Below are 13985 nucleotides of genomic sequence, written 5' to 3' on the forward strand. Positions count from 1 at the left end.
GGAATGAAGCTGTTACGTTTCGGCCCCAAGGGCCAGGAAAAACCCGGCCTGCTTGATGTGCAGGGCGTAGTACGCGACTTGTCCGGCATGCTGCCGGACCTGACTTCGGCCCATCTCGGCAGGGCCTGGCTGGACCGCCTGGCTTCGGCCGACCCGGCGCAATTGCCTCGCGTCGAGCAACCGGTACGCTTCGCGCCCATCGTGGCCGACATCGGCAAGCTGATTTGCGTGGGCCTGAACTACTCGGACCATGCGGCGGAATCCGGAATGGCGGTGCCATCCGAGCCGGTGCTGTTTGCCAAGGCGACCAGCGCGATCATTGGCTGCAACGATCCCGTCGTGCTGCCGCGCGACTCGGTCAAAAGCGACTGGGAAGTGGAGCTGGGCGTGGTGATCGGCACCCGTGCGCGCTACGTCGAGATCGACAACGCACTCGATCACGTGGCGGGCTATTGCGTGGTGAACGACCTGTCCGAGCGCGAATACCAGCTCGAGCGCGGCGGACAATGGGACAAGGGCAAGGGTTGCGATACTTTCGGCCCGGTCGGTCCCTGGCTGGTCACCACCGATGAAGTGCCCGATCCGCAGAACCTCGATATGTGGCTGGATGTGAACGGCAAGCGCTACCAGGCGGGCAACACGCGCACCATGGTGTTCACCGTGGCGCACCTGGTCAGTTACATCAGCCGCTTCATGACGCTCAACCCGGGCGACGTGATCAGTACCGGCACGCCGCCCGGCGTCGGCCTGGGACAGAAGCCGGAGCCGGTTTACCTGAAACCGGGCGACCGCATGGCGCTGGGCATTGAAGGCCTGGGCCAGCAGGAGCAGACCGTGCATGTCTGGGATCCTGCCTTGATCGACGGTTGAACGGTTGCTGGACCGATAAAACACCAAGGCGCACAAAGCGCCGCACATGGAGACACCATGGCACCGACCGAACAAGCTGGCGGGCAATCCTACAGGTTTGCCTTTGCGATGATCACCACGCTGTTTTTCATGTGGGGCTTCGTCCATAATCTCGACCCGATCCTGATTCCCCACCTGAGGAAGGCGTTCAGCCTGACAGTGCTGCAGTCGGCGCTGGTCGATTCGGCGGTGTTCATCGCCTATTTCGTGATGGCGCTGCCGGCCGGCCTGCTGATCCGCAAGGCTGGCTACAAGAACGCCATGCTGTGCGGCCTGGCCCTGTTCGCGTTTGGCGCTCTGCTGTTCGTGCCGGCTGCGCAAACGCAGCGCTATGCATTTTTCCTCGGGGCCTTGTTCATTATCGCCTGCGGGCTGACGGTGCTGGAAACGGCCGCCAATCCTTACATCACGCTGCTGGGGCCAGCCGAAAAGGCCACGCAGCGCCTTAACCTGGCGCAATCGTTCAATGGACTGGCGGCCACGCTGGCGCCGGTTGCCGGCGCCCGTGTCATCCTGAACAGCGGCAGCAGCGAGGAGCAGCTGCAAGCCATGTCCGACAGCGCACGCCAGGCGGCGCTGGCGGCGGAAGCTGCCAGCGTCAAGGTACCGTACATTTGCATCGCGCTGGTCATCATGGCGATTGCGCTGGTGTTCTATTTCATGAAGCTGCCATCGGCCGGGGCTGGCGCGCGCGCGCAGGCGGCTCCCAGCGAGGGCGCCATCCTGCGCGCCTTGCAACGGCCATCGATACGGCGCGCCGTGGTAGCGCAGTTCTTTTATGTTGGCGCCCAGGTCTGCGTGTTCAGCTTCTTCATCCTGTATGCGGTCAAGTCGGCTGGCATTTCCCAGATCCGCGCAGCGGATTACCTGGGCTGGGGCTGCGGCGCCGCCTTCGTGGCGGGGCGCTTTGCCGGCACTTGGCTGATGCAGTTCTTTGCGCCGGCGCGCCTACTGCTGGCCTATGCGCTGGCCAGCACGGCCCTCTCGGCCGTGGCTATGTTCGCAGGCGGGCTGGCCAGCCTGGGGGCCGTGATCGGCATTGCGTTCTTCATGTCCATCATGTTCCCGACCATTTTTTCGCTCGGCATCCGTAACGCAGCAGCCGACACCGAAATGGGCAGCAGCCTGATTATCATGGCAATCGTCGGCGGCGCCGTGCTGCCGCTGCTGTTCGGCTTTATCAGCGACGCCACGCAAAACCTCCAATACGGCTATGCTGCACCGTTGCTGTGCTTCCTGGAGATCGCCTGGTTTGCGCGCGCCGAACTGAAGGACGCGCGAGCGGCGGCCGCCACTACATCCACAGGGAGTGCAGAAGCATGTTTGAATTGACCGGCAAGAAGGCTGTCGTCACCGGAGGCGGTAGCGGGATCGGGAAGGCCATTGCCATGCTGTTCGCTCAGCGCGGCGCGGACGTGCACCTGCTCGATATCAGCGAGGCTGCGGGCGCGCAGGTGGCGCGCGAAATCAGGGAAGGGGGCGGCCGGGCCACGGGGCATGCCTGCGATGTGACGCGCCAGGCCGACGTGCATGCCTGCCTGGGTGCAATCGGCCCGTTCGGCATCCTGGTCAATAATGCCGGCATTGCCCACGTAGGCAAAGCCGGCGACACCGCAGAGGAGGACTTCGACCGGGTCATGAGCGTCAACGTGAAGGGGGCCTACAACTGCCTGCACGCGGCCATTCCGCTGCTGAAGGAGAATGGCGGCGGCGTGATCCTCAACATGGCGTCGGTAGCCGCATGGGTGGCGGTGCCTGAACGTTTCGCCTATTCGGCAGCCAAAGGTGCGCTGATGGCGATGACGCTGTCGGTTGCCAAGGACTACCTGCAGGACGGCATCCGTTGCAATTCGATTTCGCCGGGGCGCGTACATACGCCCTTCGTCGACGGATTCCTGGCGAAGAATTATCCGGGCAACGAAGCGGAAATGTTCGAACGGCTGTCGAAGACGCAGCCGATCGGGCGCATGGCACGGCCGGAAGAAGTGGCGGCCCTGGCCCTGTACCTGTGCAGCGAGGAAGCTTCCTTCATCACCGGTAGCGACTATCCTATCGACGGCGGCTTCATCAAGCTGAACGCCTGAATCGGCACGCTCAGTCCTGCTGCGCCAGGTTCTCGCGATAGCGCAGGGCGCTGAGCATGGTGGAGCGGGACGAGTGCAGGTGGGTGCGCATGGCCGCCAGCGCCGCCGCGACGTCGCCTTTTGCCAGCGGGCGCAGGATGGCCAGGTGCTCCTGCAGTGCATACTGGTTGCGCGGCAGCTCGTCGCGCTTGTCCCACTGGTAATGGTAGTGGTACACCATCGATACCGCCTCATTCAGGCCTTCCGCAAAGCGGTTGTCGAGGAGGCTGATCAGGAAGGTATGGAATTCCCGGTCGAGGGCCGGGAACTCGGCGTGGCTCTCGGCCGGCTCCTTGCCCAGCGCCTCGTGGCGGGCCAGCAGCTCTTTCAGGCGGTCGAATGCCGGATCGCCTGGCGGCAGGGCGGCAATGCGTTCGATCGCCTTCAGTTCGAACATTTCGCGCACTTCGCCCAATTCCTCGGCATACTTGGTATCGAATGCGCACAGGCGCCAGCTGCCGCGCGGGGTCTTTTCGATCAGGCCATTGCGCGAAAAGCCAATCAGGAATTCGCGCACAGCGATCGTGCTGACGCCGGCGGCACGCGACAACTCAACTTCGGTGAATTCCGCACCGGGCGGCAGGTCGCGCTCGTAAATGCGTTCCATCAGGATTTGCTGCAGTTGTTCAGTGGCGCTGTGCAGTTCGGCCACGTCGAAGTAGTCAGCGGCTTTCGGCTTGCGCAGCAGGTGCCGTTCCTTCATGCCGGCGATCAGCCCATGCTCCACGAAATAGGCCAGGGCGCTGCGCACCACGGTGCGGCTGCTCTCGACGATTTCGGTCATGCGCATTTCCGTGGGCAAGGCTGCGCCGACCTTCAGGTTTTTGGCAACGTGGTCGAGGAGAAGGTTGATGCTGCGCCGGGTTGTGATTGGAAGTTTAGCCATGGCAACGGACGATGGAAAGGAGGGTATTCTACCCGCTCCTTGAGGGTATTTAATATATACGATACACTGGCTTTTTCAAAATGCATGGGGATGGACAATGGAACGCATGGGCATGGTGATCGGGATCAAAGCCGAAAAGATCGATGAATACAAGGCTTTGCATGCCGCAGTGTGGCCGGCCGTGCTGGCGAAGCTGTCTGCGGCGAACGTGCGCAATTACACGATCTTCCTGCGCGAGCCGGAGAACCTGCTGTTTGGCTACTGGGAGTACCACGGCACCGACTATGAAGCGGACATGCGCAGCATTGCGGTCGACCCCGAAACCCAGCGCTGGTGGACCTTCTGCGGCCCTTGCCAGGCGCCGCTTGCCAGCCGCGCCGACGGCGAACATTGGGCGATGATGCGTCCCGTATTCCATATGGACTAGGCAAAAGTACGAGATTGCCCCGGCTTTCGCCAACTGCCTATAATCAGGGCATTGGCAGGAACACCGAAAGGGAGGGGATATGCGCCTGGCGGCGCTGAGCATTTTTCTCGCCGGTTGCCTTTTCTCGTCCGGATGGGGCCGGGCGGAAGCGATCACCATTGCCACCGGTGAGTTTCCGCCCTGGTCCTCTGAAAAAGAGAAGCACGGGGGCTTCGTCAACCGCGTCGTCGCCGAAGCGTTCGCGCGCGAAGGGGTCCAGGTCAATTTCGTCTACCTGCCCTGGAAGCGCGTCGATGCCGAAACCAGGCTGGGGCGCTACGCCGCCAGTTCGTTCTGGTTTACCGGGCCTGAAGCCGACTTCCTGGCCAGCGACCCGATCTCCAGCCATCGCGAACTGTTCTTCCACCTGAGGGAGCGGCCGCTTCCCAAATGGCAAACGCTGGCCGACCTGCGTGGCCAGAAATTCGGCGCCACGCTTGGCTACACCTATACCAAAGAGTTCTGGAAGATGGCGCGGTCAGGAAAAATCACTGTCGAAGTGGCGTCGCACGATGAATTGAATTTCAAGAAAGTGCTGGCCGGGCGGATCGATGCTTTTCCAATGGAAGAGGTGTCTGGATGGATGCTGCTGTCGAATCCTGAGGCTTTCCCGGCGGGTACCAGGGAACTGTTCGTGACTGAGCAGCGGCCGCTGCGCGTGACGGAGGGCCACTTGCGCTTTCCGCGGCGCCTGGCCGGCTCGGCCAGGCTTGCCGCCAGGTTCAACGCTGGCCTGGCCGGAATGAAGAAGGACGGTACCTACGACAGGTACCTGCAGGACCTGGTCAAATAAGCGATTCCCCGGCCACGATGCAGGAGCCTGAAGATGCGGACCAGGAACCCGCGCAACCCCGGGCGATTGCTATTGCAGGTCGCCGACGATCACGCCGCCGCGGGCGGCACCGATGTAGACCCTGCCGAAGATGCGCATATCGCCCGTCACGTAATTGACTCCGCCCCACTGGTGTTTGTCGTCGTTGATCCGGCTCCAGCTGGCGCCGCCGTCGAGCGACTGGTAAATGCCGGATACGTTATTGATCTTGGCGGAGATGTAGACGGCCGGATAAGTCTTGCCGGCTGCGGCCTTGCCGAAACCAACGCCGTAAGCCGCCTGCACGTTGGCGATCTTCGCCGGCGTGGCGTTTGCGCCATTGATGTGCCACAAGCCGTTCGGCGTCGCCAGCCACAGGTCGCGGCGTACCGTGCCCGGGACGGAGGCCAGCTGGTGCTGGAATGAATACGACGGCAGGATATCCAGGCCCTGGAAGATGGCGGCGAAGTCCTTGCCGTTGTTGGCGCTTTCCAGGATGGTTCCCTTGGAGAAGTCGTAGGTATAGAAGTAGCCGTTGGCGACCTTGTCGGCGACCGGGTTGAAGAAGCTGCCCGAATAGACCGCGCCCGTTGCCGGATAGCCGGTCGAGCCGTTCCAGGTGGCGCCACCATCGGTCGAATAGAGGGCTGACAGTCCGCCAGGAACCCACAACAGGGCGTTGCCGGATGCGGAAACCGCGACACGGCCGGCGTCGGAGCCGGCGACGGCGACGGCGGCCGCCTGGCGCCAGGTGACGCCATTGTCAGACGAGAGCATCAGCGCATTGTTGCTGGCGGTAGTGCGCGCCACGACGTTGGTGTTGAGCTCCGCTACGTCGACGCTGTAATTGGAGTTGTTCGGGCTGCTGTAGTAACCGCTGATGCTGTTGAAGCTGGTGTCGTAACGGGCACCGGCCACGTCGCCCAGCGCCGTAAACAAGTGCGCGCCCGTGCTGGGGGAGACCAGCGGCGAATACAGGCCGCTCTCCTCGATGCCGCTGACGTTGAAGCCCCATGCCACGGATGCGTTGCCCAGGTTGTTGCTCTCCCACAGGCCGTAGCCGGTGTTGTACATGATGTTGTTGGAGTTGAACGGGTCGATGTCGATGTCGCTGATCCAGTGGCCCATCTTGCCCGCCAGCGAGCCGCCGTAATACGCCGTCATCCATGAATAGCCGGGCGCTGCATGGGTGCTGACAGAATTCAGCCCGGTCCAGGTGGCGCCGCCGTCGGTGGACTTGTACAGGTCATCGCCGGTGGACCAGCGGTCGATGGTCGAAACGACGATGGTGTTGGGATTGCGGACGTCGAGCGCCAGGCCGCCGTAGCCGAACTGCCAGGAAGCGCTTGGCGCTGCCGGCGTGATGTTGGTCCAGGTGTTGTCTGCCGTCGTCAACTTATAGACTGCACCCGCAGTGATGCCATTCGGGCCCAGGCCATTGGCGTAGGTCAGCACAAGGCGGCCGCTGCCATCGAGGGCTCCTTGCGCCGGCATCAGCCCGGCCGGGCCGCCGGGCACCGGGGCCCAGGTGCTACCGCCGTCGGTTGAGCGGTACAGCGTTTCGCCGCTGGTCGCAGCGACACCAACGTACAGCGTCCTGGTGGCAAGGCCGTTGCTGCTGCTGGCCTTGTCGAACAGGACGAAAGTGGTGCCGGCAGTGGTTGGGAATCCGGGGACTTGCGACCAGGTCACGCCGGAATCGGTCGATTTGTACAGGCCGTTCTGGTTGGTGCCGAGGAACAGGATCGAGCCCTTGTTGGGGTCTACCTGCAGGCGCTCGCCTGTGCCGCGGCCGTCGGAATTCCCGCCCAGGCGGATCGGCAGTTCCGTGCGCGACCATGTGGCGCCGCGGTCGCTGGAACGCAGGATGGCGGCATTGCGGCCCCATGACGGCAGGTACATGCCGGCAGCCACATAGAGTTTTTGTGAGTTGTTCGGATCAAGGGCGATCGATTCGCCGCCGTTCAACTGGTTGTCGTCGCGATTCAAATCGTCATTGAGTGGGATCCAGGTGGAACTGCCTGGGTCGCGCCGATACACGCCACCGACGTCGGTGCGGATGTAGACCAGTCCCTGGACAGAAGGGTGATAGACGATGCCGGTAATGTAGCCGCCGGCGCCGAACAGCGCCGTCGACCACCCATAGGTGCCGGTCTTTGGCGCGGTTGGCTCCGTCGGTGTGGTCGGCGCCGTTGGCGTGGATGGCGTGGATGGCGTGGTAGTGCCGCCGGCAGGTGGTGTCGTCGTATCCGCGACGGGTGGTGGCGTCGCGCCGGCAGCCGGCGGCACCGTTTCGCCGGCAGATGGCGTGGTCGGAATGCCGTTCGATGGCGTTACGGTGACGACGTCGGAAGGCGTGGCCGGAATATTGGCCGGGCTGCTTGACGACCCGCCCCCGCCGCAAGCTGCGAGGGCGAACGGCAGCATCACGATGCCCGCGAGTGCGGCAGTACCTGGTTTGTTCATTTCATTGTCCTGCGAGATTCTCGAAACCCGGCATCTTGCCTGTCATATTTCCGTATGGCAATTATGAAAATTGCCAAGGGCGGTCATATTTCCTGCTATCGGGGGCAACGCTGTAATGGCGAAATTTCTCACCCCAGCGGGCACAACAGCGACGCCGGCGGACGCTGCCTAATTTCGTTGCCCCGCCTGGTGGATTTCGTAATTGCCTGGCGCAATCTGCAGCCGCAAAATCGGCTGATGAAAAATCCCGCACATGTGTTTGCAACCCTCGCCCTGGCGGCTGCCGCGTCCGGAGAAGCGCTTGCCGCTGAACGCGAACTCATGCTCCATGGCCCCGGCATCTTGCCGTCGTGGCATGTCACGATCGCCGGGTTCGAAGGGCCGGAACAGGTACTGCAAGGTGACGCCGTCACGATTCCAAAGCCGGCCAATTCCCAGGTGCCAAGTGGTTCGGTCGGGGCGCGGGCGGGCGCGGTGGCTGGCATGCCGCAGGCGCTTACCTTGCAGTGGAAGGATGCGTGGTTTGCCAGCTTGCGGTTCGACGGCGCTTCGCCCTTGGACTTGCGGCCCTATGTTGCAAGCGGCACAGTGGAATTCGACCTTGACGTGCTGGAACTGGACCAGGGCGGCATCTATTTCATCATGCGCTGCGGCGAGGAGTGCTACCGCAAGCTGCCTTTTGTGTCGGCCGCCCGCACCATGCAGGGCAGGGGCTGGCGGCACTTGTCGTTTTCGCTGGCCTGCTTTGCGCGGGCCGGCGATGATTTCAGCAAAGTGCCTGGCCCGTTCGCGCTTGAGGCGAACGGCAGCGGGCAAGTGGCCCTTGCCAATGTCAAGTTCGTGCAGGGCGGTAAGCCGAATACAGCCTGCCCGGATTACCGGGCACAGACGGTGACGCCGGAGCCGCTGTCCCATGCATGGGCGCTGTCGACGTGGCTGCCGCGCCACCAGCTGAAGCTTGAGGAGAACCGCAAGCTGAAAGCGGCCGGCAAGCAGCCGCAAGTGGTCTTCATTGGCGACTCGATCACCGAAGGCTGGGAAAAATCCGGTGCGCCGGTGTGGCAGCGCTACTATGCAAAATATGATGCGGTAGCGCTGGGCTTCGGCGGCGACCATACCGAGAACGTGCTGTGGAGGCTGCAGCACGGCGAGGTGGACGGCCTGGCGCCGAAAGTCGCGGTGCTGATGATCGGCACCAATAACACCGGCGACCGTAATGACGACCCTGAGACAACTGCCGCCGGTATCAAGGCCATCATCGATGATTTGGGCAGGCGCCTGCCGGATGCGAAAGTGCTGCTGCTGGCGGTATTCCCGCGTGAAGAGCAGCCGAGCGCTTTCCTGCGCCGCCTGAACGAGAAAGTGAATGAGCGCATCGCGGGATTTGCCGATGGCCGCCGCGTGTTCTTTGCCAACATCAATGCTTCGTTCCTGGACGCCGACGGTAGGCTGTCGCGCGGCGTGATGCCCGACCTGTTGCATCCACAGGAGAAGGGATACGAAATATGGGCGCGCAGCATGGAGCCGATTCTGCAAAAACTGCTAACGGAGTAAGCACGTGAAGAAATCAAAGACGATGGCGGGCCTCGCCGGCATGCTTGTATTATGCGCCAGCGTTTCGCAAGCTGCTTTTGCGGCCGCATGCGCCACCACGGCGGCGCCGCGCACGGTCGAATACCCCTGGATGTCGATTGAGCGCTGGCGCCAGATGCATGCCGACCAGGTGGTGCGGGCGGAAAAGGGCGGTGTCGACGTGATGTTTCTTGGCGATTCGTTGACGGAGATGTGGCCCAAGCCTCTGTGGGAGCGCAATTTCGGCGCGCTCAAGGCCGCCAATTTCGGCATAGGCGGCGACCATACGGGCAATGTGCTGTGGCGTTTGCAGGAACCTGCCATCGCAGGGATCAGGCCCAGGCTGGTGGTGCTGATGATCGGCGTGAACAACATCAATCTTTGCAACGAAAGCGCCGACGAGGTATTCAACGGCATTCTCGCTGTCGTGGCAAGGCTGCGCACGCAGTACCCTGCGGCGCGCATCCTGCTCAATGCCGTGCTGCCGGAGGGCGCACCGGATTCGGACGAGCGCCGGCGCATCCTGGCGCTTAACCAGAAAATCAGGACGCTCGGGGACGGCAAGGCAATCTTCTTCCATGATTACGGGGCGCGTTTCACCGGCGCAGGCGGCGTTTTGTCGCGGGAATTGCAGCCGGACCTGTTGCATTTTTCCGAGAAGGGTTACGGCATCCTGGCCGAAGCGATCCGCCCCGATATCGAACGCCTCCTGGCGCCGGCGCTGCAACGATGAGGCGCCGGATCTTCCTGGCATCCGCGGCGGGCGCGTTGGCCGGCGAGGCGGTTGTGCGCACGCTGCACGCCGCGCAAGCTTCGGACAGTCCGGAAGGGCGCGGGGCCGCCAGGCCCGGCATCGCGCTGGCGGCCGATGATATTGCCGCTTTCCCGGCCCCGCCGGCAGGTTTTGACGAGGAGCGCCGCGACATTGCACGCGGCAGCGTAGCGGAGTTCAGCTATGCGTCGGCGGTGACCGGCACGCAACGCACAGCGCGCGTCTACCTGCCGCCCGGCTTTTCCGAGAAGCAGCGCTATCCGGTGCTCTACCTGTTGCATGGGATTGGCGGCAACCAGGACGAATGGCGCGGCTACGTGCGCGCCAATATCATCCTCGACAACCTGCTGGCCGATGGTGCCATGGTGCCGATGATCGTGGTGATGCCGAATGGCCGTGCGCTGGCAGACGACCGTGTGCCGCCAGCGCAGAAGATGTTTACTCCGGAGCATATCGCCGGCTTTGCGCAGTTCGAGCGCGACTTGCTGGAATCCCTGGTTCCTGCCATGGACGGCGCCTATCCGACTTTGGCCCAGCGCGGCAAGCGGGCAATTGCCGGCCTGTCGATGGGCGGTGGCCAGGCACTGAACTTCGGCCTCGGCCACCTGGATGCATTTGCATGGGTTGGCGGCTTTTCTTCTGCGCCGAATACGCGACCGGGCGCCGAGTTGCTGCCCGATCCGGCTGCTGCGGCGCGCCGCCTGCAACTGCTGTATCTTTCCTGCGGCAAGAAGGATGGCCTGATCGGGGCTTCGCAAGGTTTGCACCGTTACTTGCGGCAGCACGGGGTCAGGCACGTCTGGCATGTGGACGAGTATGCGCACGTGCGCGAAAGCTGGGCCGAAAACCTGTACCACTTTTCCAGGCTGCTTTTCCGCTAGCATTTGCAGGCGGGCTATGCGCTCGTCCCGTGCAATAGACTGTGTACCGAAAGGCGGTATATCCGGCGGCTTTGCGCCAATAGAATCGGTGTTCCATTTTTGAGGAAGCACCGAAATGCAATCCGCAAGGTTGAAGTACATATTTGATCCGCTGTGCGGCTGGTGCTATGCCAGCGCGCCCGCGCTGCACACCCTCGCCGAAACGTATCCGGACGCGCTGGAGCTGATGCCCAGCGGCCTGTTCTCGGATACGGGCGCACGCGCCATGACGCCGGCATGGGCGCACCATGCCTGGAGCAACGACCGGCGTATCGAGGCCATGACCGGCCAGCCGTTCAGCGCCGCCTACCAGCGCAATATCCTGCAAAGCCCGGGCATGCACTTCGATTCAGGGGTGATGAACCGCGCCTTGACCGCGATCCGGGCGCTCGACCCGCATCTTGAACCTCGAATCCTGCGCCGTTTGCAGTCGGCCCGCTACGTCGACGGCCTTGATACGTCGAATGCGGCGGTGGTGGCTGGGGAATGCGCGCGCCAGGTCGCCGGGCTGGACGCCGTCGAATTTGCCGAACGCCTTGGGCACGACAGCGGCCTTGCGCGGCAAACAGCCTTGCGCATCGGTGCGACGCAAGACTTGATGCGCCGAGCCGGGGTGAACGGCGTGCCGGTGTTGCTGCTGCAAAGCGGGGAGGGCGAATACGTCGTCAACGGCGCGGCGCTGTACGGCGACGGGGCGGCGCTCCTCGCCGAGATTGCGCGCCTGTCGGCCGCCCTGCCGCCCGTGCCGGCACGCTAGGTCAGCGCGCTTCCTCCACGATCGCCAGGTCCCACGGTCCGAGATACAGCGTCTCGTCCGCCTTCACCTGGCGCGACGTCAGCAAATCGGTGCCAGGCTTGTACTGGTACTTGAAGGCGACCTGTGCGCCGGAATAGTTGAAGAAGTAGCGCACGCTGCGGCCGAAATCGTTGGTTCCCTTGCGGGTATGAACCTGCGGCGGCAACTGCTGGTCGGGGCCGGCCAGGCCGGCATCCTGCACGGCCGCCTTCAGCACTGCCTTTTGCAGCTTGTCGGACAGGAAGGTGCCTTCATAAGTCACTTTGCCGGCACCGTACTGGTTCTGCGTGATAGCCGGCCAGCGGCCGAAAAAGTGATGGTCGTAATAGGCCAGGGCCTTGGCCGTATCAAGCTGCAGGAACTCGGCCCAATACTGCACCTTGTTGTCGCCGCCCGCGTGGTAGGGATCGTCTTTCAGCGTCAGCGGCTGTGCGAGATTGGAAAACTCCTGGTAGTGGAAGCCCAGCGCTTCGCGTAGCGGGCCGGGCGCCATGCTCCAGCGCACCGCCGTATTCTCGTTGGTGAAACCGCTCTTGAAGGTCATCACCACATGGCCGCCTTTGCGGATGTATTCCGAAATGCGCTTCAGCAGCGCATCGTCGGCCACGTAGAGGGCCGGGACGATCAGCAGCTTGTATTGCGAGAAGTCCTGGACTTCAGGGAAGACAAAGTCGGTGCCGACGTTCAGGTCGTACAACGCACGGTGCATCTGGCGCACCAGGGTGCCGTAATCGGCCTTGCCGCCGCCTCCACCCCACTGCGATTCCTTGGCGAACGGCATGTCGTTCAGCGCGTTCAGCGAGTCGCGGCTCCACAGGATGGCGACGTCGTTGTGCAGCTTCAGGTTCACCAGGCGCGAGCCGATCTTCTGCAGCTCGCGGCCAGTGTGGCTCATTTCGGCATAGGCGCGGTTCGGTTCCATGTCGTGCGACAGCACGCCTTTCCAGTAGGTCTCCTGGTTGGCGTGGATCGAGGACCAGTGCCAGTATTCGACCATGTTGGAGCCGTTGGAGAGATGGGTGTAGACGTCCTCGCGGAACTGGCCGTCATACGGCGGATACTGGAACGAGGAGCTCCAGTCGGTGGACTGGGCATTGGTCTCCGTGACCAGGAAGTTGTTGCGCTTGAGCGAACGGGTGAAATCGGCCTGCAAGGTCTGGTCGGCGCCGTTGTAGTGCTCGCGCTGGCCCCAGTGATAGATGTTCACGGCCGGCATGTCGAGGGCGGCCGACACGGCTTCCTCGTTGACGTCGGCGTGCATGGCGCCGGCAAAGTCGTGGGTCACGAACTGGCGCGGCGACGCGTTCTCGCGCACGAGTCTTGCCTGCCAGTGCAGGAAATCGGTCACGCGCATCTGGCCCCAGCGCGACCACTCCAGCTTGTAGCCTGTGCTCTGGGCGCCGTCCGGGCGCGGCAGGTCCACCCAGGAATGCAGGTCCTGGCCCCAGTAGTTCAGGAACCATGCCTTGCTCAGGTTCTCCGGCGTGCCGAACTTCTTTTCAAGGTGGTGCTGGAAGCGCACGAAGACATCGTCGTTCGCTGCGCCGTAGCTGCCGGTCTCGTTGTCGACTTGCCAACCGATTACGTTCGGATTGTCCTTGTAGCGGCTGACGATCTTGCGGATCAGGCGTTCCGCGTAGAAGCGGTAGGCCGCTGAATCGGTGTTCATGTTCTGGCGCATGCCGTACATATTCTGCGCGCCGTTGAACTTGCGGGCCAGGATTTCGGGATTCTGCCTGGCCATCCAGGCGGGAATCGAGTAAGTCGGCGTACCCATGATGACCTTGATGCCGGCTTTGCCCATGGCGTCGACCACGCGATCCATCCATGCGTATTCAAAGCGGCCATCTTCCGGCTCCCACAGGCTCCAGGTCGATTCGCCAAGGCGCACCACGTTGAAGCCCGCAGCCTTCATCATCTGCACGTCCTTTTCCAGGCGTTCGTAAGGCATGTATTCGTGGTAGTAGGCGGTGCCGTACAGGATGGTCTGGAATGGCGGAACGGCAGGGCCGTTTGCCTGGTCGGCTGCCCCGGCGGGGCCGGAGAATGCCCAGGCCAGCACGGCCGGAAGCAGGGTGTATTTCAACATCGGATGTTCCTTCCTCTTCAGAGATTGTGACCATTGTGCATAGCGACCGGGCCTGCGGGCAATGGCTTGCATGGAGTCTGCGCAATTTCATATTCCGCGTTGGTGGTTTTTGCAATTGCGGCGCAGGGGGGCTCCTTCCACAATGCGTTCTATAACAAAGCCGGACGCCAGCACC

Annotated in this window: 12 protein-coding genes; 9 read left to right on the forward strand and 3 right to left on the reverse strand. The window is 62.9% G+C overall.

All coding sequences use genetic code 11. The features are described from left to right. Positions 1–3 precede the first annotated feature (3 nt). Genes ACN9MZ_RS13430 through ACN9MZ_RS13440 form a run of 3 tightly spaced genes read left to right on the forward strand, consistent with a single transcriptional unit; the run spans position 4 to position 2993 of the window. On the forward strand, positions 4–870 hold the full coding sequence (locus ACN9MZ_RS13430; protein WP_426342589.1) for a fumarylacetoacetate hydrolase family protein: 867 nt from the start codon (positions 4–6) through the stop codon (positions 868–870). A 57-nt stretch (positions 871–927) separates the two neighbouring features. Further along, positions 928–2241: an L-fucose:H+ symporter permease gene (gene fucP, locus ACN9MZ_RS13435; protein ID WP_426342590.1), complete on the forward strand. Its 1314-nt coding sequence runs from the start codon at positions 928–930 to the stop codon at positions 2239–2241. Continuing rightward, positions 2229–2993, forward strand: coding sequence for an SDR family NAD(P)-dependent oxidoreductase (locus ACN9MZ_RS13440; protein ID WP_426342591.1), 765 nt, complete (start codon positions 2229–2231; stop codon positions 2991–2993). The genes fucP and ACN9MZ_RS13440 overlap by 13 nt, the downstream gene beginning before the upstream one ends. 10 nt (positions 2994–3003) lie before the next feature. Here ACN9MZ_RS13440 and ACN9MZ_RS13445 read toward each other — a convergent pair whose 3' ends face one another. Beyond that, a complete protein-coding gene (locus ACN9MZ_RS13445) occupies positions 3004–3918 on the reverse strand; it encodes an FCD domain-containing protein (RefSeq protein ID WP_426342592.1) in 915 nt (304 codons plus the stop codon). 97 nt (positions 3919–4015) lie between these two features. Between ACN9MZ_RS13445 and ACN9MZ_RS13450 the strand changes: the two genes are divergently transcribed. Both ACN9MZ_RS13450 and ACN9MZ_RS13455 read left to right on the forward strand, forming a co-directional pair. Continuing rightward, positions 4016–4345: an L-rhamnose mutarotase gene (locus tag ACN9MZ_RS13450; RefSeq protein ID WP_426342593.1), complete on the forward strand. Its 330-nt coding sequence runs from the start codon at positions 4016–4018 to the stop codon at positions 4343–4345. 79 nt (positions 4346–4424) lie between these two features. After that, positions 4425–5177, forward strand: coding sequence for a substrate-binding periplasmic protein (locus ACN9MZ_RS13455; RefSeq protein WP_426342594.1), 753 nt, complete (start codon positions 4425–4427; stop codon positions 5175–5177). Positions 5178–5246: 69 nt separating this feature from the next. Here the strand turns inward: ACN9MZ_RS13455 and ACN9MZ_RS13460 are convergent, their stop codons facing one another. Then, complete coding sequence (locus ACN9MZ_RS13460) at positions 5247–7661, reverse strand: hypothetical protein (protein ID WP_426342595.1); 2415 nt, start codon at positions 7659–7661, stop codon at positions 5247–5249. 237 nt (positions 7662–7898) lie between these two features. Here ACN9MZ_RS13460 and ACN9MZ_RS13465 point away from each other — a divergent pair, with 237 nt between their 5' ends. The 4 genes from ACN9MZ_RS13465 to ACN9MZ_RS13480 all read left to right on the forward strand — a co-directional run bounded on the left by ACN9MZ_RS13465 (position 7899) and on the right by ACN9MZ_RS13480 (position 11682). Beyond that, positions 7899–9215 carry a GDSL-type esterase/lipase family protein gene (locus ACN9MZ_RS13465; RefSeq protein ID WP_426342596.1) on the forward strand — a complete coding sequence of 439 codons (1317 nt, stop codon included), beginning with the start codon at positions 7899–7901 and terminating at the stop codon, positions 9213–9215. Between the two features lie 4 nt (positions 9216–9219). Then, positions 9220–9966: a GDSL-type esterase/lipase family protein gene (locus ACN9MZ_RS13470; RefSeq protein ID WP_426342597.1), complete on the forward strand. Its 747-nt coding sequence runs from the start codon at positions 9220–9222 to the stop codon at positions 9964–9966. Beyond that, positions 9963–10886, forward strand: coding sequence for an alpha/beta hydrolase (locus tag ACN9MZ_RS13475; protein WP_426342598.1), 924 nt, complete (start codon positions 9963–9965; stop codon positions 10884–10886). Before ACN9MZ_RS13470 ends, ACN9MZ_RS13475 begins: the two co-directional genes overlap by 4 nt. A 115-nt stretch (positions 10887–11001) precedes the next feature. Further along, the gene (locus ACN9MZ_RS13480; protein ID WP_426342599.1) at positions 11002–11682 is read left to right on the forward strand and encodes a DsbA family protein; all 681 of its coding nucleotides are present in this window, start codon (positions 11002–11004) and stop codon (positions 11680–11682) included. Position 11683: 1 nt separating this feature from the next. On the opposite strand, the gene ACN9MZ_RS13485 is transcribed toward ACN9MZ_RS13480, so the two are convergent. Next, a complete protein-coding gene (locus ACN9MZ_RS13485) occupies positions 11684–13810 on the reverse strand; it encodes a beta-galactosidase (protein WP_426342600.1) in 2127 nt (708 codons plus the stop codon). Between the last annotated feature and the right edge of the window lie 175 nt (positions 13811–13985).

The organism is Pseudoduganella sp. S-14 (assembly GCF_049913285.1).
Lineage (GTDB): Bacteria > Pseudomonadota > Gammaproteobacteria > Burkholderiales > Burkholderiaceae_D > Rugamonas.